The 22,178-nt window shown below is 39.5% G+C and carries 23 protein-coding genes; 5 read left to right on the forward strand and 18 right to left on the reverse strand.

The genetic code is table 11. The features are described 5' to 3' along the window. Window positions 1–844: 844 nt before the first annotated feature. The 9 genes from EE116_RS10820 to EE116_RS10860 all read right to left on the reverse strand — a co-directional run bounded on the left by EE116_RS10820 (window position 845) and on the right by EE116_RS10860 (window position 7,225). Entirely contained in the window at window positions 845–1,222 is a 378-nt protein-coding gene (locus EE116_RS10820; RefSeq protein ID WP_122874487.1) for a hypothetical protein, read from the reverse strand. Continuing rightward, the gene (locus tag EE116_RS10825; RefSeq protein WP_122874488.1) at window positions 1,206–1,604 is read right to left on the reverse strand and encodes a hypothetical protein; all 399 of its coding nucleotides are present in this window, start codon (window positions 1,602–1,604) and stop codon (window positions 1,206–1,208) included. The genes EE116_RS10820 and EE116_RS10825 overlap by 17 nt, the downstream gene beginning before the upstream one ends. A 14-nt stretch (window positions 1,605–1,618) precedes the next feature. Further along, window positions 1,619–1,834, reverse strand: a complete 216-nt coding sequence (locus EE116_RS10830) for a hypothetical protein (protein ID WP_122874489.1) — start codon at window positions 1,832–1,834, stop codon at window positions 1,619–1,621. Further along, the gene (locus EE116_RS13275) at window positions 1,815–1,925 is read right to left on the reverse strand and encodes a hypothetical protein (RefSeq protein ID WP_122874705.1); all 111 of its coding nucleotides are present in this window, start codon (window positions 1,923–1,925) and stop codon (window positions 1,815–1,817) included. Before EE116_RS13275 ends, EE116_RS10830 begins: the two co-directional genes overlap by 20 nt. Further along, entirely contained in the window at window positions 1,912–2,064 is a 153-nt protein-coding gene (locus EE116_RS10840; RefSeq protein WP_122874490.1) for an ABC transporter ATP-binding protein/permease, read from the reverse strand. The genes EE116_RS13275 and EE116_RS10840 overlap by 14 nt, the downstream gene beginning before the upstream one ends. 82 nt (window positions 2,065–2,146) lie before the next feature. Next, window positions 2,147–2,557 (reverse strand): ATP-binding cassette domain-containing protein, encoded by a 411-nt coding sequence (locus EE116_RS10845; protein ID WP_163028064.1) that lies wholly within the window; start codon window positions 2,555–2,557, stop codon window positions 2,147–2,149. A 97-nt stretch (window positions 2,558–2,654) separates the two neighbouring features. Beyond that, the gene (locus tag EE116_RS10850; protein WP_122874492.1) at window positions 2,655–3,359 is read right to left on the reverse strand and encodes an ABC transporter transmembrane domain-containing protein; all 705 of its coding nucleotides are present in this window, start codon (window positions 3,357–3,359) and stop codon (window positions 2,655–2,657) included. Next, window positions 3,349–5,097 (reverse strand): ABC transporter ATP-binding protein, encoded by a 1,749-nt coding sequence (locus EE116_RS10855; protein WP_122874493.1) that lies wholly within the window; start codon window positions 5,095–5,097, stop codon window positions 3,349–3,351. The genes EE116_RS10850 and EE116_RS10855 overlap by 11 nt, the downstream gene beginning before the upstream one ends. Before the next feature lie 31 nt (window positions 5,098–5,128). Next, window positions 5,129–7,225, reverse strand: coding sequence for a TonB-dependent receptor (locus tag EE116_RS10860; RefSeq protein WP_122874494.1), 2,097 nt, complete (start codon window positions 7,223–7,225; stop codon window positions 5,129–5,131). Between the two features lie 114 nt (window positions 7,226–7,339). Here EE116_RS10860 and EE116_RS10865 point away from each other — a divergent pair, with 114 nt between their 5' ends. Then, the gene (locus EE116_RS10865; protein WP_122874495.1) at window positions 7,340–8,287 is read left to right on the forward strand and encodes an AraC family transcriptional regulator; all 948 of its coding nucleotides are present in this window, start codon (window positions 7,340–7,342) and stop codon (window positions 8,285–8,287) included. Between the two features lie 667 nt (window positions 8,288–8,954). Beyond that, window positions 8,955–9,701, forward strand: a complete 747-nt coding sequence (locus EE116_RS10870; protein ID WP_122874496.1) for a hypothetical protein — start codon at window positions 8,955–8,957, stop codon at window positions 9,699–9,701. 230 nt (window positions 9,702–9,931) lie between these two features. Here the strand turns inward: EE116_RS10870 and EE116_RS10875 are convergent, their stop codons facing one another. The 8 genes from EE116_RS10875 to EE116_RS10910 all read right to left on the reverse strand — a co-directional run bounded on the left by EE116_RS10875 (window position 9,932) and on the right by EE116_RS10910 (window position 19,302). After that, window positions 9,932–11,032: a hypothetical protein gene (locus tag EE116_RS10875; RefSeq protein WP_122874497.1), complete on the reverse strand. Its 1,101-nt coding sequence runs from the start codon at window positions 11,030–11,032 to the stop codon at window positions 9,932–9,934. 10 nt (window positions 11,033–11,042) lie between these two features. Then, window positions 11,043–12,245 (reverse strand): Cj0814 family flagellar-dependent secreted protein, encoded by a 1,203-nt coding sequence (locus EE116_RS10880; protein ID WP_122874498.1) that lies wholly within the window; start codon window positions 12,243–12,245, stop codon window positions 11,043–11,045. 9 nt (window positions 12,246–12,254) lie between these two features. Then, window positions 12,255–13,073, reverse strand: coding sequence for a cell surface protein (locus EE116_RS10885; RefSeq protein WP_122874499.1), 819 nt, complete (start codon window positions 13,071–13,073; stop codon window positions 12,255–12,257). An 85-nt stretch (window positions 13,074–13,158) separates the two neighbouring features. After that, window positions 13,159–14,226 (reverse strand): Cj0814 family flagellar-dependent secreted protein, encoded by a 1,068-nt coding sequence (locus tag EE116_RS10890; protein WP_122874500.1) that lies wholly within the window; start codon window positions 14,224–14,226, stop codon window positions 13,159–13,161. Window positions 14,227–14,570: 344 nt separating this feature from the next. After that, on the reverse strand, window positions 14,571–15,740 hold the full coding sequence (locus EE116_RS10895; protein ID WP_122874501.1) for a Cj0814 family flagellar-dependent secreted protein: 1,170 nt from the start codon (window positions 15,738–15,740) through the stop codon (window positions 14,571–14,573). A 762-nt stretch (window positions 15,741–16,502) separates the two neighbouring features. Continuing rightward, the gene (locus EE116_RS10900) at window positions 16,503–16,787 is read right to left on the reverse strand and encodes a type II toxin-antitoxin system RelE/ParE family toxin (protein ID WP_122874502.1); all 285 of its coding nucleotides are present in this window, start codon (window positions 16,785–16,787) and stop codon (window positions 16,503–16,505) included. A 1-nt stretch (window position 16,788) separates the two neighbouring features. Further along, window positions 16,789–17,028: a hypothetical protein gene (locus tag EE116_RS10905; protein WP_122874503.1), complete on the reverse strand. Its 240-nt coding sequence runs from the start codon at window positions 17,026–17,028 to the stop codon at window positions 16,789–16,791. A 300-nt stretch (window positions 17,029–17,328) separates the two neighbouring features. Beyond that, window positions 17,329–19,302 (reverse strand): response regulator, encoded by a 1,974-nt coding sequence (locus tag EE116_RS10910; protein WP_206159271.1) that lies wholly within the window; start codon window positions 19,300–19,302, stop codon window positions 17,329–17,331. A 145-nt stretch (window positions 19,303–19,447) separates the two neighbouring features. Between EE116_RS10910 and EE116_RS10915 the strand changes: the two genes are divergently transcribed. Beyond that, window positions 19,448–19,672, forward strand: coding sequence for a type II toxin-antitoxin system HicA family toxin (locus tag EE116_RS10915; RefSeq protein ID WP_122874504.1), 225 nt, complete (start codon window positions 19,448–19,450; stop codon window positions 19,670–19,672). Further along, window positions 19,672–20,028, forward strand: coding sequence for a type II toxin-antitoxin system HicB family antitoxin (locus EE116_RS10920; protein WP_034956865.1), 357 nt, complete (start codon window positions 19,672–19,674; stop codon window positions 20,026–20,028). The genes EE116_RS10915 and EE116_RS10920 overlap by 1 nt, the downstream gene beginning before the upstream one ends. 44 nt (window positions 20,029–20,072) lie before the next feature. Here EE116_RS10920 and EE116_RS10925 read toward each other — a convergent pair whose 3' ends face one another. Continuing rightward, window positions 20,073–21,200, reverse strand: coding sequence for a Cj0814 family flagellar-dependent secreted protein (locus EE116_RS10925; RefSeq protein ID WP_122874505.1), 1,128 nt, complete (start codon window positions 21,198–21,200; stop codon window positions 20,073–20,075). A 132-nt stretch (window positions 21,201–21,332) separates the two neighbouring features. Here EE116_RS10925 and EE116_RS10930 point away from each other — a divergent pair, with 132 nt between their 5' ends. Further along, complete coding sequence (locus EE116_RS10930; RefSeq protein WP_122874506.1) at window positions 21,333–21,887, forward strand: hypothetical protein; 555 nt, start codon at window positions 21,333–21,335, stop codon at window positions 21,885–21,887. Window positions 21,888–22,178: the final 291 nt, after the last annotated feature.

The raw sequence follows: 22,178 nt of genomic DNA on the forward strand, positions 1-22,178 counted from the left end.
TTTTATAAATTTATAAAAGAGCGGTTTAATGCCGGTTTGCAGTACAAAGAATACGATATAAAAAATAGCGAGAAAATATTTTACGGCCACTCCTTTGGCGGACTATTTTTTTAGTTTATTCGCTTCTACAAAACGACGGTATATTTGAATGAGTTTTTTATAGCCTCTCCGTCTCTTTGGTGGGGAGATTCTAAAATTCTAAAAGACGGCCTTAGATGGCGACGGCAAACTAAAACTTAAATTAAAGGCGAGTTTTATAAGACTTAGCGTAGGAGAATTAGAAAAAGAGCGGGCAAAACGGACAAAGAAATAATAGACTAAAGGCGGCCGATTTAGCTGAAACTTCTAAAAAAGTCGGGCGTCAAATACGAATTTTAAAATCTACCGAAGGGCAAGGACACGGCGACGTAATACCGCTAGTGCTAAAAGATATCGTAAATCATGTTAAGCGAATAATTTAAACCCACAGATAGATATTGGTTAAAAGATTTTAGAGGTAATTCTTTTTTTATATCTAAATTTATGCCAAATACCGAACAAAAGATAAAAGTAAATTTTTCTACAAACTCTAATTTGCTTTAATCTAATAAAAAATAACCTCTACATAGGACGATATGTTAATATTTATTTAGTAAACTCAAACGAGTTTGCCCGTAAGGTCTTATCTGGCGGCCTATATTTTTCTTTGACCGAGCAAAAAGAAAAATATAAAAACTTAGACGAAGCCTTATCAATCAAAATGGTAAAACGTCTAAGTTTTTTTAAAAAGCTTATCATACGTTATAGATAAAATGGCGGTAAAGTACCGCTTCGCAAATGCTTCTATTTCATTCGACAATTATTATTAAATCTTTTCTTTAATAATCTCCAAAAACCCCAAAATCGCCTTTTGCCCGCCGCACGTATCGTCAGAGCCGATTAGCTCACAGCGCGGTAGCATTTTTGAAATTTGCAAGGCCGCTTCAAACGACGCTTCTTTGTCTTCCTTTGACTGCCAAACGATAGTATTTTGCTCGATTTTATCGATCTCAAATCCCAGCGGACGCGCCTGCATCCACGAGTCAAACCCGATGCCCTCCATCTGCGGCTCCACAAGGCGTAGCATCGTAGGACTCGCGTTTGCATACATATTTTTAGTAGCCATCACGGCTTCGTCGATACTAGCGTTTCGTAAAAATCCGTAAATTTGCTCCAACTGAGCACCATTAGCAAAAAGCGGCAAAAAGCTCTTTTAAAGCGATAAAAGGGCTTAATAAAAACAAATTTTTTGCCGCCCTTTCGCAAGCAGCTGCCGTAGCAAGCGCATAAATAGCGCCCGTAGATTCGCCAAGAACGCTAAATTTAGCTACTCCTATGCCGCTTAAAAATTCCTTCATTCTAAGCCCGAATTTTAATAACGTATCGTCGTTTTTAAAAAGCGAACTTTTAAAATGTCCGCCGCGATATACTAAAATGAGCCTTATTTGATTTTCCTCGCAAAATTTAGCTACGGCCTTTGGCATCTGCGCGAGCATACCGTGGTGATAAACCAAAACCTGGCTAAAATTTTTGCCCGAGTCCTCATAGCTTAAAATTTCGCCGTTTGCGAATTTGTATTCTTTCATCGTTTCTCCTAAATTTATGGATTTATACGCCAAGATTTGACGTTTTGGCTAGCTTGCCACATTTGACGGTATTTTCCGTCTGCGGCGATCAGCTGCTCGTGGGTTCCGCGCTGGATTATTTCCGCGCCGTCAAAAACTAAAATTTGATCCGCGCTAGCGATAGTAGAGAGTCTATGTGCCGCGACTATAACGGTTTTATTTTTTACGAGCTTAGAGATAGCTTTTTGCACCGCAGCCCTCGCTGGACGTATCCAGAGCCGCCGTAGGCTCGTCTAGGATTATGATCGGCGCGTCTTTTAGTATCGCTCTAGCGATCGATATACGCTGAGCTTCGCCCGCCGCTAAGCCGTCCGCTTTTTAAGACAGTATCGTAGCCGTGCGGTAAACGCTCTATGAACTCCTCGCAGTTAGCCGCTTTTGCCGCCGCGCGCACCTCATCGAGGCTCGCGTTTGCGCTCATTTTATATTGTTTATCACGCTATCTTCAAAGATATAAACGTCTTGAAATACGACGCTTATGAGTTTTAATAGCTCTTTTTGACTCATATTTTTATATTTACGTCGCCTATTTTTATATCGCCCGCATTTGCATCGGCGTAGCGCATGATGAGCCTAGTTATAGTCGTCTTGCCGCTACCGCTAGCTCCGACTAAAGCCGTAAGACTGCCGGAGGGCAAATGAAAATTTATATTTTTTAGCGCGGGTTTGTCTGTATTCTCGTAAGCAAAATTTACGTTTTCAAATTTTACGTCAAAGGCGCCAGGTTTACTCAAAGGCTCGTCAAATTTAAGCTCCTCTAACCGCAAAATTTCTTTTACTTTCGCAAAGCTGTTATCTATCAGGTCAAAACCCACGCAGCCGAAAGAAAAAACGCTAAAAGGCTCGGCTAGGCGCGAGAGGATAACTAACGAAGCGGCAAGAACGGCGAGCGAAATTTCTTCTAGCAAATACAAATAAACGCCTAAAAACAGACTCAAACAAATCAAAATCGCCGTAAGCGAGCCTAGAACAAGCCCGGGAATATCGGCAGAGCATTTGAGCTGTAAATTTCTAACTTCGTCGGTAGCGTTTTTTTAAATTTAACGCGTTATCTCCAGTTTGATTAATAGCGCGCAAAACTCCTAAGCCTTGGGCGTATTCTAGTATTTGGGACTCTAAGCGAGCGTTAGCCGCGGCTAGCTCTTTGCTCTGTATGGCCGAGATTTTTCTTTTTAGTTTGTAAAGAAACGCCGCGCAAATAGCGCCCAAAAACATAAGCAAAGCAAGCTGCGGAGAAAAAAACAAGCTCGCGCAAAGTGCAATCGCTCCGATGATAATAGGCTCTAAAAATATAAGCGGCAAGACGTTTATGAGCTTTACCGCATCGTCCACTCCGCTTGAAAATACGGCATTTAGCTCGCCGGTTTTATACCTGTATACGCTTTGAAGCGGTACCGCCGTGAGCTTGCGGGCTAAATTTGAGCGCAAATCGTAAAGCGCGTCGATAAAAGGCTCGCTCCTATCGTAATGCGTGCTCATAAATTTTAATACGCAAAAAACTACGCCAAACGCACCCAAAACCGCCAAGCAAACGAGCGAATTTTCGGCGTCGTCTTCAAGCAAATTTAAAAATAAAAAATAAAACCAGACGTAGAAAAATCCCTGTAAAAATAGCGCCATAGCGCCGCTAATAAAGCTTTTTAGATACTCTTTTTTGCTATTTGCGGCGATTTGCAAAAACGTTTTAAAAAGCTCAAAGATACTTTTAGGCTTCATTATTTCCTCCGTATCGCCAAATTTGCGCGCTTTCGTCGTCGTCCCATAACTTTTTATACGCTCCGCCTTTTATAAGTTCGTCGTGCGTACCGCTTTGGACTATTTCGCCGCCGTCAAAAACTAAAATTTGATCGGCATTTTTTATGGTAGACAAGCGGTGGGCGACGACTATGAGGGTTTTGTTTTTTATCAAATTCGAAACGGCTTTTATGATCTGCTCCTCGCTCTGAGGATCGATAAACGCCGTCGCTTCGTCGAGGATTATTATGGGCGCGTCTTTTAAAATAGCTCGCGCTATCGTGATGCGCTGTTTTTGCCCACCGCTTAATTTCGCTCCTTTTTCGCCGGCCGGCGTATCGTATCCTTGCGGCAAACTTTGTATAAATTCGTGAATATTAGCCGCTTTTGCCGCTGCGATAACTTCGTCTTTGAGCGCGCCGGGCTTTGCTTTTGCGATATTTTCGTAGATGCTTTCGTTAAACAAAAACGTATCTTGAAAAACGAAAGATACCAAATTTGCCAAATTTGACGGCGCGATCTCTTTTATATTTACCCCACCGATCAAAATTTCCCCCTCGCTAACGTCGTAAAAACGAGCCGACAGCATAGCGACCGTGCTTTTGCCCGCTCCGCTTGCGCCTACTAATGCCGTCACGCTGCCTGCATTTGCTTTAAAATTTACATTTTTTAGAGTAAATTCATCTTTACCTTTATACTTAAAATTTACGTTTCTAAACTCGATATCGTTTGAAACGGGAACTCCGGGCGAAGCGCAAACCGGAAGTGCGGCAATACTCATGATCTCTAAAATTTCGCTTGCAGCGAGCTTGGAAATCTGAGCGAATTTACTAACCAGCATCAAAGGCAGTAAAGAATCTACTACGGCGCAACCAAGCATCAGCACGCCCGCTAAACGGCCGATATCAAGCGAGCCGTCTAAAACCAAATACGACCCTACGGCGCTTAAAGCAAATAGCGTAGGTACGGGCGATAAAAGCGTAATTCCTATACGCGTCGGCGCCGAAGAGTCCCTTATCCACGAGCGTAAATTTGCGTCAAATTCTTTTAGCGCGTTATCAAATCTGCCAAAACTCCCGCTACCTCCGTCAAAAGTACGTAGTATCGGCATCGCTTGGATAAATTCTATAATGCTTGAACTCACAGCGCTTTGGGCGTTTTCGTATTTTTTTAAATTTTCTGCTCCGCCTCTTAAAGCTAGCCTCATCGCGGCGATACCTAAAATCGGCATAATCAAAACTACGGGCAAAAGTCTGGGCTCAAGGATCAAAACGCAAACCGTGCAAGCAAGCGCAGAAGCGGCGCTCCTGCCGATCATCGGCGTCATATCGGCCGTAAAAGCGTGCAAATTTTTTACGTCGTCAAACATTATCTTTTTTATCTTGCCCGCACCCAAATTTAGCGCTTCACCGTAAGGCACGGCGGCTAAATGGCGAGACAAATTTAGGTGTAAGATTCGCTCCAAATCAAACGCGGCTTTATGCGAGATACCAAAAGCGGCCTTGCGCGCGAAAAATTCGCACAAAATAAGCGCGAGCGCCGCGCCTAAAAGCGTAAAATTTATCTTGCTATTTTGTAAATTTGAAAGCGAAAAAGCAAATGCCGTCAAAGCCGAAGCGTAAAACAAAGCCGAAGCCGCTCCCAAAAAAGTCGCAGCCTTGACGCTTTTTGCTACGGGAGCGATAACTTCTTTAAGCAGATTGGGTTTATCGTTTCTCATTAGATTTTCTTTAAATTTATCTCAAATTCGGTTAAAAACTATACCTTACGCCAAGCCCGAATCTCCTCGGATCGTTTAGCTGCACCAGCCCGTAACCGTTGCCGCCCATATACGCCGTCACGTAGGTTTTATCCGTGACGTTGGTAGCAAAGGCATAAATATCGAAGTCTTTAAAACGATACCCGAGCCTAAGATCAAGCGTGACCCACGAGCCTTGTTTTAGTAAATTTTGCGCGTCAAAATACGTAGCGCCGGCAGCTAACAGATCCGCGCGGGCGTAAACTCCGCTGGGATGAACGTATGAAACGCCCAAATTTGCGTTAAACGCTGGGGTATTTTCTATCTTTTTGCCTACGGCGTTAGGATACTGCGAATTTTGCTTGTATTTGGTTTTATTTATGCCAAGAGCGCCGCTTATCTCAAGCTCGCTACTAGCCTGATAGGTCGCTTCAAGCTCGATGCCGTCAGATTTTGCCTTACCGCCGTTTGCCGTGACGTATTGCGTGGAGTTTATTATCTTATACATATGGATGTCTTTTATGTCCATATGAAAAAGCGTAGCGGCAAATTTTAGCCTATCCTCAAATGCGTTTCCGCGAAGTCCAAGCTCATAGTTATCGCTCGTTTGAGGGCCGAATTTGTTTTCGTCTCTCCCTCCAAAGCCGGCGAAGTAGTTATATCCGCCCGCCAAATATCCTTGCGAGTAGTTTGCAAAAACGCTCAAATCGTCGTTTAAGCGGTAAATAAGCCCTATTTTAGGTAAAAATTTAGTCCAGCTCGCGCTATCTCTAAACTCGTAATCAACCAGCCCAAACATCGGTAGCTGATGCGAATAAGTAGTCTTTTCGTCGATTTTTTTATCGATTTTTTGATATCTACCGCCAAGGCTAAGCGTAAGGTCTTGAATAAATTCGTAATTAACCTGCCCAAACGCCGCTGCCGTAGTGGCTTTCATGTTTGAGGGCGTATCTTTTTTTAGCTTTATCATCGGCGTTAAATACTGCTCCCCGCCAAGGTGCGAGTATCTGGTCTTTTCGCGTTCGAAATATACTCCGCCGATCCATTTAAATTTGCCCGCGTCCGAGTTTGAAATTTTAAATTCCTGAGTTAGCGTGTCTATTTTTAGATTTTGAAACTGCACGGCCTCGATATATTGGGATAAATTTGCAAAATCAGAGTCCCAAAGGCTATCGCTGGTTGATTTTTTATGCGTAGTAATAGAGCTAAATTTCGCCGCGTTAAATTCGTAGTCAAACGCTAAAGCCTGCGAAAAGGACTTTTGTTTATTCGTCGTCGGTAGGTCGGAGTTTGCGTGTTTTGCTTTTTGTCTGCTCATACCGTAAAATATTTCCGAATCGCTAGCTCCGGCGCCCGAGCCTCCCCTAAAAAAGTCGCTACCATCTTTATCGTGCGCTAGCGTTAGCCTTGCCGTTAGCCTATCGGTAGGCTTTGCGGTTAGAGCTGCGCTAAATCTATGCCCTACGCTTTTAGAGGCCTTATCGTCGCCGTTAAATTCGTTTTTGATCCAGCCGTCGTCGCTTTTTGCCGCACCGCTCAGGCTTAAAAATAGCTTATCGTCTATGAGCGCGCCGTTTGCGTCGAAATTTGACGAGATGTAGTTATAGCTGCCGTATTCTGCGCCTATACCGCCGCTCCATTTATTTTGCGGCTGCTTTGAGATCACGTTTATGACGCCGCCGATGCTATCTTTGCCGTATAGCGCCGCCTGTGGTCCGCGCAAAATTTCTATCCGCTCGACGTTGGTTAAAAACGCGTCGTATCTGCCGTAGGTGCTACTAGTCGGTATCCCGTCGATATAGACGGTAACGGGGTTTGAGTTGGTAAATTCCGACTGATTTACGCCGCGAAAATTTACGCGAGTTTTATTTACGTAAAGCGATTCGTGCATATTAGGGATCTGCCTGATGGCGTCTTTTACGGACTTGATATGTTTTTGTTCGATCTCGTTTTCATCCATGACGCTGATGCTTTGAGCCACGTCTTTGATGTTTTCTTCCATTTTATTTGCCGAAACCGTTACTTCTTTTAAGCTAACGTTAGAAGCCGCATTTAGCGCGCAAGCTGCCGTAACCGACAACAATACCGTAAATCTAGGGATACTTTTCATTTTTATTCCTCTTTGTAAAAAGTTTATTTTAAAGAGCCATTTTATATAATTCGATAATAATTATCAAGCATTTTTTATCCCAATCGGGATTATTTTTTGCGGCAGAGGAATTTTATGTCAAAGATCGTCGAGATGAACAAATTTATCGCCAAATGGCAAGAGGAGCTAAATCTAAAAAGCTACAAATTTGCGGGCGAATTCGACTTTGAGTGTAGCGATTTTAGGGCTAACGTCGAGCAGTTTAATTTACCATCCGGATTTAGCTATTGCGGTTCAGGTATCGAATTTAGAGACGATACGGCGATGCATACCTTTCACGAGGAGGATTATTGTTTTTTGTGGTTTAATACGGGAGATAACCTAATCGAGCTAAAAGACCTGCGAACGGGCAAATGCGTAAATTTTGCTCCAAACACCGTCCTAATCGGTAAAACTATTAAAAATTTCGAAGGCGCTTTAAAATATCAAGGCGGTAAAAAATACTCAAACCAGTGCATCCCCGTAAGCAAAACGGCCGCCTTGGGACTGGATATATTTAGCGGACTTGAGGATGATAAATTTAGCTCCAGAAGCGTAACAATAAATTTGCGCCAAAGGCTTGTGCTGCGCGAACTGGCTGCTTCGCGCTTGTATTGCGGGCGATTAAGGGAGATATTCGTAGAATCTAAAATTTTGGATTTAGTTTGCAAAAGCTCGCCGTCCAAGCCAGATAAAAGCGAATTTGACGAGGCAAATTTGTGCGAACACGACATAAAATCCATATATAAGGCAAGAGAGCGGCTGCTTTGCGATCTGCGAAATCCACCCACCATCAAAGAGCTCTCCCGCGCTTGCGCTATAAATGAATTTAAGCTCAAAAAAGGGTTTAAAGAAATTTTCGGCACTACTATCTACGCAGCGCTGCAAAACGAAAGGCTTAAAATCGCCAAAGAACTACTTTTAAGCGGAGATATCAACGTGTCCGAAGCGGCAAATATCGTCGGATATAAAAGCCTCGGGCACTTCGGACAGGCTTTTAAGAGCTATTACGGGGCGTTACCTACGCAGATCAAAAAGCGATAATTTATGCGGTTTTTAAGTCACCAAGCTCGCATATTTTATTTTTACCTTGCTTAAGGCTTTTTATTTTAATCTGGATGATTAACGCTATGGACAATAATCCATAGTATGACAGCACTATTTATCTACTCTTATGAAGGCCCAGTTCATATGTTCTTGTTTTTGCTCAAAACGGTTGCCATTAAAGTACTTATTGAGATTATAAACTTCTGGCTCAGTAAGCCGGGGGTCGGGAGTTCAAGTCTCCCCCGTGACACCAAAACACCCTATTTTAGGCATCGGAAAAGTTTCTTCCGATCTTTCCCTTTCTTTAATAGAGTGGAACACTTTGATAAAAAAGTGGAACACTATCTCAAAAAAGTTTAAAATCATATCATGCCTTTGCTTCATAAACAATGAAAAACGGTAAAAAATAAAAATATTTTGCCACAGCCAAGCAATCTAATAGTTTTATTTGGTACCGACAAATTATGTGGCTATTTTTAAATATAATGATACTTTTACAATGGATGCAAGGGCTTGCAGTTTATATTTTGTAGGTTTAGATTAACTTTTTTAGAAGTTCGTAGGATAAAAGCTTTAGGGTAGTTTTAGCCTGAACTATCGTCAGAACCCCCTAAGCTACTGCGGATTATAATACAATCAATATAAAAAAGCACTTAGGAAGTAGATGTTTAACATAGTCCAAAGCCAGTATGAAAAAATATGCGATATATTTAAACAAGGCTACGATGGCTTTATGGATCACGAATTTGAGGCCAGAATAAAAAGAGCGATATCGGTATTGCATTTTAAATATTTACTTGGAGCCTGCAAAGAAGCTAACGCCGTATTGCCAAAAACAGACCTAAACAACCTCAATCTATTTGATTTAATAATTTCAATCTACAATAAAAGACGTAGAACCCATCAGGCCAAGTTTTTCTTACTGCACTGTTTTGAGAGCGGACTTCGTAGCACTCTAGCCATCAACTTTTCAAATTTATACAACCAAGACGCCGATGATTGGTTCTTTAAAACAGATAAGCCTGAGCTTGGAAGGATATTAAATATAGTAAAAAGGCGTTGCAAAAATGAAGACCTACAAAATCTAGGAACATTTGGCATATTCGATAAATTTTATATGATAGACCTAGAAGAGCTAAGCGATGAATATTGGCACACAATAGAGCACATCTTTGCAAGCACGAGAGAATACAAGTCCCAAATACTTCCGGCTTACGGACGCCAACACCTAATAACCAAAATAGGGCAAATAAGAAAAGCTAGAAATGAAATATACCACAATAATCCTACAAAGATAAAATTCGCAAAAGATTTGGAAATATTGCTTTTACGAATGGGTTACAATTTACAAGATGCTATCGGCGGCTGCGATTTTAGAGGCGATATCAAGCTACAATACAAATATGATTAGAATTATACAGCCCATAAAGACCATAATAATCATGCAAGCCTACAAAAAAGCTAAATTTGCCATTTTCGCAGATCTGCAGAACCTACTATACCAGCTTGCGTAACTTCATCCAAGTTGTCCGCTTTTTGTTCGTATAGGTACTTGCCCCGTAAGCACTCGATCCGCCAAGCTCGGCGAAATATTTATTTAAAATGCTTTTTAAACCCTTACTCGCGCATGGATTTTGGGCATTATGCGATAATATCCGTCTTGCCAATCTTGCCCACTTTGCGCAGTATTTCCATTATATCCGTCCCTTTTTCGTGTTCGGCTTTCAGGAAATTTTCAAAGAATTCACGCTTTATATCCTTATAAACATAGGTTTTGCTTTTGCTAGTAGCCTGGATAGGTTTAAATTTATTCTCTTCGGGCGTTTCTTTAGGAGCTTGATCGCTTACTGCACTTTCTTTTAGGGCTATATTTTGCAGTATGTCTGCGATATTCTCGCCTTTGTTAAATGCATCTTTTAAGAAATTTAAAAACTCTTTTTTAGTTGCTTCATCTGCGTAGCTCACCTGTTTTACCATCTCTTGTCCCCAAAAGACCGCAGGCCGTTTCCCTGATATCTGGTCAAAATTTAACTTACCGTCTTTGAGCGAGATTTTGACCTTTGCATTCTCTCCTAGTATCTTTTCGGCGGCAAATTCGAGCCATTTATCTTTAAATTTATCTATGTCCATATCGGAGTCGAGCAAGTCGGTGATCTCTCTCAGCATAACAAATCCCGGCATAAATCCAGTTCCTACGCCGCCTAAATCCGTGCGAACATCGTCAACGTTTAAGTTTTTATATCCGGCTAGTCCTTCGTTCGCCGCTAAAGCTTTAGTACTGTCTATAAATTTTTTTAGCTCGGTAGCTTTTTCTTTGTCGATACTCGGATCAAGTCCGTTTATTTTACCCCAGACGCTGATTTTATCGTCCTTGGTGTAGCCGCTTAGCGAAAATATCCTCCTTATAGCTACTGGCTCGTTCGGATTTAGACCAAGCTCTTTACGCCAGCTATCTTCAAACTTTTCAAACCCCATTTTTATTCCCAGCCATTTGCTTAAGTTTTTACCCGTTAGCTTCCCTGGATCGACATTTTCCGCCCAAATTTTGAGCTGATCTCGGTCTAGTTTTTCTGGATCAAGAGCGTCATAATCAATATGTCCTGTTAAATTCGGCTGTGCAATCGCCAAATTAGAAGCTTGATTTGCCGCCTCTTTTTCCTCATGCGTCTTTAAATTTTGCCCATGAGAGCTACTAAAATCATAATTTACGTTTGCGCCAAATCCGTTTACACCGCTTATCATATTAATCCTTTTAAGCCTTTATATCCACACCCTTAGCGTTAAATTTCATCATCGCCTCAAGTTCTTCTAAATTTTTTCTAGCATTTTGCTCTAGCTCTTTGTCGTATTTTCTATTTTTACCCAGCATCTTTTGCGTTCGCTTTTCTTGCTCGATTAGCTTTTCTAGGCGTTTTTGAGCCTCTTTCATATCCTCTTGCATTATTTCAAAGAGGCTTTTTGATTCTTTGCCGTCGGAAGTTATGTTAGAGTTGCCGCTCAAGGCAGTGCTACCGGGTAAAAGCGACTCTTGCATTTTTTGAAACGTTAGTACATATTCTCGGTAATCCTTGCTAAGCCCGTCAAGCTCGCTTCCTTTGATGCCGTAGATGTTGCGCGAATCAATAAAGGCGTCCAGCTTTTGTCTGTATTCTTTGCCGCTTATGCTTTTGTCATAACCTTGCATTTTGCCCCAAACCGTAGTTTCGCCCTCTCGTACGTCTAAATTTGAGTTTATTACGGCTGCTATCAAGCCTCCTTTGGTTATACTACCGTCAGGGTTGGTGTATCTTTCGCCGTGAGGATTTACAAACACGCTCACGTTTTCGCTCTCTTTGCCGCCGTTATTATTATCAAAGATATTGGTTGACGGCTTATATTGCGGCGTTGTTGTTAACGCATGATATGAGCTATTAAAAAATAGCGTTTCCATATTGGTTTTTCCAGACTTATCGTTAAAGGCGCTACGTGCCGACGCATAGTCGTAGATGTTTTTATTTACTTTAGTTACTTTTAGACTTGATTTCTCGTACTCGTATCCTTGAGGAAATTTAGCGAGGTCTTCTTTAGTAAAGCTCTCTTTTGAGTTTAGTAGCTCGTCGCCCGCTACTTGGGAGAGAATTTTATATGCATTACCAACGGTTTTTGCTATGTCGATTTTTGAAAACATTTTATTAAATACAATAGCCTTATCATTTACGTTCACAAGCGATTTTAAGGTATCTGAGTGGATTTTGTAGTACTTTGGGATACCTGCGGCTTCGTTAAATTCGGACGTAAAATATCCGTCCTCATCGACTTTATAGCCTAAAACTTCGTTAAATTTGTGCTCGACCGTATCCGGCTGCGAGATTTCATTTTGTTTCAAAATCTCAGTTTTTGAGCCATGCTTAACATTTACGTTTAGGGAAAAACTTTGTCTAGAAAAAGCGGAATAGTTGTTAAGAGCGTTTATCATATTAATCCTTTATGCTTTTACGTCAAATTTGCCTAGTTTTGCTAGTTGATTTAAAATCTCCGTTATATCCGTCCCCTTTTCTCGCTCGGCTTTTAGGAAATTTTCAAAGAATTCTCGCCTGATATCCTTATTCTCGTAGGTTTTGCTTTTACTAGTGGCTTGGATGGGTTTAAATTTGGCTTCTCTATTTTGCTTGGCTAAATTTGCGTTATATTCTTCGAGTTCTTTGCGCATTTGCTCGTTCATCTCTTTGCGAGCTTTCATAGTCTTTTCGACATCTTCCGCATAGAGTTTTTTAAAATCTTCTATACTAATGTCGGCTCTATGCATTAAACTATCTCCAAAGTCGCTCATGGCGGCTCCTTCTGGCAAAGAGTCTCTAAATGCGTTTAGTTCCTCTTGCTCCTGCTTGGTTCCAAATCCTAAAATTTTACCCCAAATCGTCGGTTTGCTGTCTCTGGAGTTACTCATCAGCATCCACATATAGGTTTGCAGATTGGCGTCGATGATGTCTTCTTTGCTCTCAGGCTCTTTTTGTCCTATACCGCGCAGCTCTTCGGCCGTATATTTTTTGGATAATATGCCGTCTATCTTATCAATCGTCTTTGTTATCCAGTTTTCGTCGCTTTTGTCTATCTCGATAGCATCTTTTACGATTTCTATGATAGTTTTACTTCTGTATTCTTGCAGTTCTTTTTGGATTTCTTCTTTGCTTTTTGAAGCTTGCATTTGCTCGTTCGCCAAATTCGTTTTAGCGGTTTTATCTGCAGGAGTTAAATTTGACTTGAAATTTGCCGTAGAAATATTTAAATTTGAGCCGCTTATCATTTTCAATCCTTTAAGACTATATCGGATAAAAAGGACTTTTCTTTAGCATAAACCAAGAAGCCAATTGTACTAATAAAATATCAGGCTAGATATTCGTTTTTCCTTTAGGGCGGACGGTTTCTTTTTGAAACGCCTCCAGCCTTAGTGCCAGTTTATCCACTATGCTATCGGGCGTTTCGTTCTTATGTAGACTCACAAGCCCGTCCCCTAGAACTTTCTTTAAAAATTCCTTTATGATTTTGGTATTTTTTAGAAAATCGGATATGGTTATGGGCATATCGTCAAAGCTTTGGCTTCTCATATCTTGCGCATATGTTTGGACTTGATCCGTCAGCCTAGTTTCCCCGCTATCGCTCGCTATGGGCGGGAAGCCTTTTAGAAACTGCATAAATACGCCCTCTCTGGCGTATCCGCCCTCTTTTTCGTAGACCGACGTATCGGGGTTAAAGCTAAAGCCGTCTTTTTCCTGCAAATTTGACGAGCCTAGAGTAGAAAAATTTAAAAGATATACGCTAAGGCTAACTCCGTATTTTTTAATATCGCTTGAGAGTTCGCCGGCGTTTTGTAGCTGAGTTTGAGTACTATAGACGTTTGATACGGCAAATAGGCTAACGTCTTTTAAAAAATTACTCTTGCCAAACGGTTTTTGATTGATATTTACGCTAAAGCCCTTGGGTAGCTCTTCTAAGTCGCTTTGGCTATACGTTTCTTTGCCTTCAGGGGCGACTGTGTTAAACAGCTTGTAGTATTGTTTCACCGTGTCGGCTACGTCGATATTTTCAAAGGGCTTTTGATCCGGCGAGGGCGTAAACAAATAAGCCTTATTGTTAAACCTGACTATCTCGTCGATAGAGCTTTTATGGATTTTGAAATTTTCGGGAAGCCCGGCTGCTTTGTTGAAGTCGCTACCCATATAGCCAGAATTATCCACCGAGTATCCGTAAGCCAAATTTGAGCCGAATTTTAACGAGTTTAAATTATGATCTTGCGTGGCGCTTGACGTCAGATCGTATGTTTTAAATGCGGCGGTCTCAGTTGTGCCGCTGCTCTGAATAAGATTTGCGAAGCTAACGTCCTGCATTTTGGCTTGCTTCTTTTCTTGAGCTTTGGATAGTATCGACGAATAATTTATCTTAGCGGCGGAGACGTTCACGACTTATCCTTATTAAAAATAAATTTAAAGAAGGATAAGCAAAATTTATTCCTTTATAATCCGTAGTTTTCTCTCAAATGCCCCTATTATATCAAGGCTTGATGCTAGAGAGTACATTATTATGTTTGATTTAGCACAAATTATTTTGCCTCATTCCAAATAACAAGATTGTCGTTTATGCTGAGACTTGGACAAGTATTATATATTTGCGCCACAAGGACCCAAAAGAGACAAAATTATAATACTTCTAGGCTCTATCTGCTTTAATTTATAAATATTGGATCTGAGGCAAAGTATAACTTCTAACAACACAGAAGCTATTATCATTTGAAGCGTTTCTTATATTATAGCGTATTTTTAATTTTAGTTTCCCTATAAATTTGAGTAAATCTATTAAATAAATCACTTGAAGTTTTTGATATTTTTTTATCATCTAGTTCCATGACTTTATATTTTAAATGTTCTTTTATTGTTCTTTTTAGTGCCTCTTCGCTTTGCATAATTTTTTCTACTTTTTCTAGTTCTTCTCTAAAATTCCTAAATTCGGCCGTTTGCGCCGCTATAGATATATTATTTGCTAATACACTATCTTTTATTTTTGTTGTTCCTCCTTCAAGTATCATGGGGTTTTCGCTCTTTAAGAAACTCATAAATAAGGCTTCTTTAGTATACCCGTTACTATTTTGATATACTGACATATCGGGATTAAAACCCCAAGCATTACGTGAGTAATTTGTTCTTAGACTATTTGGACTAAAATCTAGCTGGTGCAAATTAAAATCTACGCCAACTTCTTTAAGATCATTTTTGAGTTTACTCGCTTCCTCGAAGTTGTTTCTATAAATATTTGTTACTTTTTCTTCACTTCTATCATTTAAAAAATTTATGTTTCTTTTTTCTGTTAGATCGCCTCTTATATTAAATGTTTCCATACCTTTTGAGCTATAGCCTCTTGGTAGGTTTAGCAAATCGCTATCTGTAAAATAGTCTTTGTTGAGATTATCCCCCATAACTTGAGAAAATATATTATAATATTGACCTATAGTATTTGCTATATCTATGTCGTCAAATACATTGTTGCCAAATAGTTTACCTGTTACATTGGCAAATAAAAAACCGTTTAAATTATTGTCTTTTGTGGCATGTCTAATAAATTCATCTAAACTTTTTTTATGAATCTTAAAATTTGAAGGAAGGCCGGCTGCCTTATTAAAGTCTGCCCCCATAAAACCCTCGCTATCCATGCTATAACCATAAACATTGGATTGAAATTTAACCTTTGTTATTGAATCTGCTAGACTATTTCTCGGAGCTACCGCGGATTCTGAAGATATACGAGTGTTTGCTTGTAGGCTCTTTTCTGCCTGTGTCGCCAATCCTAAGCTTGCTACGGACTGAGCCAAAATTTGAGCCCCAAAGCTCGTCCCGCCAGCTTCTTTTTTTGCTCGCTGCTCTTTTGCTTGAGAAACTATAGAGCCGTATTGTTGAAAGGATTTTTGAATAGAAGAATTCATTGCTTGCTCCTTGAGCATAGTTTATGTCTTAAGAAGTAAGCAATTTTTATTCCATATATTAATATACTTTTGACTTAAAGTCAGACATTATTCTATTGTATTCTGGGCCCATATATGCTATGTACGACCTATCAGGAAAATAAATTTGTAAATAATGTTGCCTTTGTCCATTCCCAATTCTGAAATGACCAACCAACAAAGTATTTGGATCTAATGTTCCCCCATAAGATTTATATAGATTTTTAGGAATAGCGTCTGCACTATCATTATAATATTTAATTATTAAAATACTATATTGTTACCAACTGCCTTGAATGCGCCAACAAGTTAAGAATATACGTTTTTAAAATTAGCATCAAGGCAATTTATTAATGTGGTAATGATTTTTTGATCTTGGCAAGAAATAGTAATCAAAACGCATTTAAGCGTTTGTCTATCTATATATACTTTACTTCAATACATAAATAAGCGGATAAATCAAACGATTTATCCGCAAAAAGTATCCATAATATTAAATCGTATCATATGCTTCAAGCTCCAATGAACTAGATAAAACAAAATGAGTAATTCCTCATCATTATATAAAATAACTTTTATTAATAATTCTACTTTTTTTCAAGCAGCACAATCTTTATTATTTTTAGCAACTTTAAAATGTGCGCTATACGTTAATTTTTTTAAAAAGCTCACTTTCTAAACTATTTTAGGAGAACAGCGTCAAATAAAGATTATACTATGCAAGCCAGGTCTAAATTGTAGACCTTAAAATTTTGGTAGATTATGCTTGTAGATTGATAGGATCTTTATGGTGTCGTCTTCGATTATAAAAGGAATAACGTATCCTTTGAAAATTAGATCCCTTATATTGTCTTTGTGAAAATATTGTTTTTTTCTAAATCGGTAAGCAAAAGTAGATAAGCTTTCGATTTTTTCAAATAAGCCATCAAGAAAATCATTTGCTACTTTATTGCTCTTGCTTCTATCTGTATAAAAATCTAAAATACTTTTAATTTCTTCCTTAAATTGTTCGCTTAAGATAATTTCCACTCTAAGCGCCTTTGTTGTTTAGGTAAGATCTCATCTCGGTTTTAAATTCGTCAAAGGCTTGGTATTTTAGCTCGCCGCGTTTGTCGGCCTCTACTAGTTTCTTTAAATCCTGCTGATCGGCTTGGCTTAGATAATCTTCATTGTCGTAAGTAATGGTTGTTTCAGGATCTAGCGCAATAATAGCCCTAATAGCTTCTACAATGCTATGGTTTGCGGTTTGGATATTTATTGAAGTTATCATTTCTTGCTCCTTGTGTTTATCGTTAGTATATCGCACCCTTTTTAACGGCTGACGTTTTCTCTCCAATGGTCGATCTCTAAATTTATACTTATACCTTTTGTGTGTTTAGACTCAGCTTAATGTCCTTTATATGTTTTTTCAGAAAATCCGCCTACTCGTCGGGTGGCGGCGTATCTACCGGGTAATGAGATGGAGCTTTTAACCAAAGAGGGCAAAGAAAAAGGCGTCAGCAAAAATCAAGTGCTTATAAATTTGGTAGCCAAACGTATAAACAAATAGGCTGGCTATCTGGCCCTATTCCTAAACCCTTACATCTATCTTCTTGTAGAATCTATCCTTCTCGCCGACGTTAGCGCCCTTGCCAAGCTCGTTATTTAAAAACGAAATATTGTATAGATCCTTCGCCGTTAAGGTTTTATTATCCCCCAGGTATATCAAAAACTGTTTTCCATGCTTAGTGGAAAAGGATTTTATAGCGCTAGCTCCTATTTCCTGGAGCGTCTTATATTTGCCGTCGGTATCTAGTATGCCTATATTATTAAAGCTTATAGAGCCAAGCTCGATGTCGCTCATGGCTTTAGTTTCTAAATTTAGGCTTGCCCTTCTGGTTTTATCTCCTAAAAGCTTACCCGTATCAGAATACAGCTGCGTTACTTCTATTTCTCTACCGCTATCAAATTTTAAGGTTATAGATCCGTTATCGTTTAGCTTCATGGCTATTACGCTATCGCTGTCGCGTAATGATGACGCCGCCCTGTCAATATCGGTTTCAAAAGCGCGCCTAACTTTTTCTAAATTCGCCTCGCTAAATTTTAATCCAGTAGCAGCCTCAAATTCATTTTCCATAGCTACCATATAGGCGGACTTACTGTCCTTTAGCTTGTTTATGTATTCGTCTGCATTTTCTACGTTATACTCTTTTAGATTTTTTGATAGCCACTCTACGTCTTTTGCATGGGCGGTGGATTCTTTTTCATAATCTCTATAAAATTTCATAAAACTATCTCTTTGATATCCGTTATAGGTGAAATTTTTGTCTCTCGGGGAGTCTGGATTTATTATAGGATTAAATTCATTAAGCTTTAGCTTTCCGTCAAATCCAGCCTTAGCGTAAGCAAAATTGTTAAATAGGCTATTTTTATTAAATACGTTATTGTTTCTTAGGTCTACCCAGCCGTCTTTATCCGCGTATGCATCAAAGAAGCTCTTAATACTATCGGCTTCCGCCTTTTTGTATCTACTCTCCGGTGCAAATACGGTGTAGGGGTTTGAAGAGTAGTAAGATATCCTATGATCTATGTTTGTAGTATCTACGAAATTTCTCATATCGTTATTGGCAAGAGATTCGGAGTTGATGATATCTCTTCTTTTTTGATTCCAGTTAACGACATCCGAATTTATAAATTTAGTCAAATCGATATCCGATACTACGTCGCTTAAATTTGCTATCTTTTCGTTGCCGTCCTTATCGTGTCCTCTGACCTTGAGCTTTGAGAATAGCTTATCGGAGCTATTTAAAATTCCGTCGCCGTTACTGTCGAAGTTAAAAAGCAAAGCATTGCTAGTGAGTTTTCCAATACCCAACTTATCGTTATCACCGTATAGATCCAAAAATACCTCTACGTCGCCGTATTTAGTATGCAGGGTACTTGAAGATGCGTAAGAGTTTAAATTTGATGATTTGGTATTCTCAAGATATCCGCTTTGATCTATGAAAGACATATTGATCGAGTGAGGATCCGCATTTATACCTTGAAAGTATCTCTCGCCCCTAAGGGAGCCGTTAAGATAGGCATTTGAGGTATCAACACCGTATTTTTGCTTTATCTCTTTTAACGCATTATGATCGTTTACTACGCTATCTATTCCTTGTTCTTGATTGACCGAGTGCCTTGAGCCAAGATACGTAAAATCGTATCTGGCAAAGTCTCCCGTCAAGGTAGGAGACGAGCTGTAATGATAATCTAAGCCGCTGTTTCTACCAAGCAGATTGTTAATATTAAATTCGCCCTTGTTTAAAGAGTTGCTATCGCTAATATCCATAACGTTATTTACGCGTAGCTTTGAGATGATGCCGCTTGACTGAGCCCTTAAAAAGTCTTTTGCTCTATACTCGATTTGCGCTTGCCTATTGAGGTATTCCGCCGAAGTCATACTTTCGTCGCCAACCTTGACTAGCTCTTGTCCAGCGAGTCTAGATGCGGAAGCTTGCATTTGGCCTTGTCTCAATAATGATAAATTTACGTCATAGCCGTTTCTTAGCAGAACATCCATTTAAAATCCTTTTAAAAGCCTTGCTTGTATATCGGATAAAATTTAAAAATATTTAGGATTAATAACAAGTTTACTATATGGCTATTAAGCATCCTATAAAAAATAGTATGTATAATAGTAAGTATAAAATATAAAAAGGGGCGGCGTGTCCAGTCTTGATAAATTAATCAAAAAACTTGAAAATAATCCGAAAAATGCAAGCTTTGATGATGTTAAGCGCCTGCTACTAAATCACGGATATGAATTAGATCACGTTAGAGGCTCGCACTATAAATTTAAAAAAGGCGGCGACACGGTAGTCATACCGTACCATAAGCCGATTAAAGAGATCTATGTTTTACAAATCTTAGCAAAGATAAGGGAGTCATGATGAAAAAAGACTTGAACTATTATTTAAACTTACCGTATACAATCACGATCAAAAGACTAGACGACGGAGATTATTTTGCTCAGTATGCAGATATAGGACTAACTAAAAATAATCTAATGGCCGGCTGGGGAGCTACTGAAGCTGAAGCAATAGCAGATCTAAAAGAAGCATTTGCTTGCTATGTCGAAGGGGCTCTTGAAAACGGCGAAAGTATCTATGAGCCTATCGACGAAAACGTCAAAGTCCGCATAAATTTAACTATACCCAAAGGTGTTTTAAATGCAATCGATGCAGTTACGAATAACCGCTCGGCATGGCTTAGCGAGCTAGCTAAAAAAGCGCTAGCAGTGCAATAAAGAGTACGGAGCAGGCCGCCGTATAGACGACCTTTGTAGTTATCTTAAAGGGAGGTCATAGATGTTAGAGCGTTTACTCTCTCTTTTATGGTCTTAATATATTCCTCTCTGTCTTTATCGTTTAAAATTTGGTTTGTCTTGCCCGGTCTGTATCTCAAGAGTTCGGCTATTGTCATTTCTTCTTGCATAATTTTGTCCCTGGCCATATCGTTTCCGCTATTTACTCTTTTTATGAAGTCTATATCCTTTTTCCCTTGTTCTATATTGAGTATTGAGTAGGTTTTTATCTGATCGGTAAGCTCAGTTTCCCCGCTATCGCTAGCTTTTGGTTTAAAATTCTTTAAAAATCCTACAAATACGCCTTCTTTGCTGTAGCCGCCATCTGTTTTATACATAGACATATCGGGGTTAAATTTAAGTCCGCCTCCGTTATCGCGTCCGATTTCGCTAGAGCTAAGATTTAGCCTATAAGTGTAGCGAGGCGGAGTGAGCATGCTTAGTTCGCGCTCCAAAGCTTTTGCTTCGTCAAATTGGTCGCCCGTTTTGTAGACGTTCGTAACTTTGTAGCTGCTTACATCAGGCAAATAGTTTCCATTTTCAGCGGCGTCGTTACCGCTGATACTAAAGCCTTTAGGCAGTCTATTTAGATCTTCGCTCGTATATGTTTGCTTGTCGTTTGAACCCACTACGCTTTGAAATACCTTGTAGTATTGTTTTATGGTATCGGCCATATCGATATTTTCAAAGGTTTTAGCGGTATATGTCGGCTTGTGAATATAGCTTCTTTCGTTAAAATCGTAAATTTCATCAAGAGTGCTTTTATGCATTTTAAAATCCTCCGGAAGCCCGGCGGCTTTGTTAAAGTCCGCGCCCATAAAACCTTGGCTATCAATGCTATATCCGTATGTATTGGGCGAATACTTAACTTGATTTATATTTGATTGCAGATTAGAATTTAATATATTGCTGTCGTTAAACCCGCTTGTTCCGGCACTCGTTACTCTAGCGGTAGCTTGCGATACCATGCTGGCTTGCGCCATTAGCTCTAAATCATAGCTTTGGGCTAAAATTTGAGCTCCAAAGGCTGTCCCTCCAGCCTCTTTTTTGGCCTTTAACTCTTTTGAGGTTGATATTACGGAATCATATTGTTTTTGTAAAGAGATTTCGTTCATCGCTTGCTCCTTATTGAATTATGATAAGGAGCAAGCAATATTTATTCCAATAAAGTCGAAGATGACGATAAAGCCGACTACAAGATAAAAGCGAAGCAGTTTGTAAAAATTTACGCGCAAATGGCGTCAATCATGCCTTACGAGATAGTAGAGTGTGAGAAGCTGTTTTGGTTTTTGAAATTTCTAATACCTAAAATGGTCGTAAAAGATAAGGATAAAGATAGGCTAGACGAGCTTTTAAATGCAGTCGATCTATCTACTTATGGACTAGAAAGAGTAAAGCTTGGCGCAAAAATAGAGCTAGATCCAAGCGAGGCGGAGCTAGAACCGCAAAATCCAAATTTAAGGGGCGCTCACGCAGATGAGGAGACAAAAGATCCCTTAGATGAGATAATAAGAAATTTTAACGAGAAGTGGTTTAAGGGCTGGGACGCTACGCCTGATGAGCAAAGGGCTAAATTTATACACATTATGAGCAAAGCAAAAGCACATAAAGATTTTGAGGAGAATTACGAGAAAAATACAGATGAAATCAACAGAAGACTCGCCATTACAAAGATAATAGACGAAGTGATAAATAAAGAGAGAAAAAAGGAGCTTGAGCTTTATAAGCTTTTTGCGACAAATGATGAATTTAAATTAGGGCTAATGGAAAACATTGAAAGGGCTTTGAACGCTAGAGTTTAAAATATAACGTATTTGTATTATATTTAGAAAATATTTACTATAATATTTAACTTTATATTGCGACTGTTGAACCACTGAGGTAATTTATCAATTATTATTTATGATAAACCATATCAAATATACCATATTTAAATGGTTAGTTTGTATCTATGTTTTGCTAAAATTTCTCTTAACTCTCGCATTTGCTCTTTTTTGTTTTTACTAATAGGGCAAGCATACTCTACGTGGCCACGCAACGTTACCGTTTTGGCCCCGCGAGAGGCTCGCAAGGAGAGCTTGCTGCTCCCTTGA

Origin of the sequence: Campylobacter showae, assembly GCF_900573985.1 — a bacterium.
Taxonomy (GTDB): Bacteria; Campylobacterota; Campylobacteria; order Campylobacterales; family Campylobacteraceae; genus Campylobacter_A; species Campylobacter_A showae_E.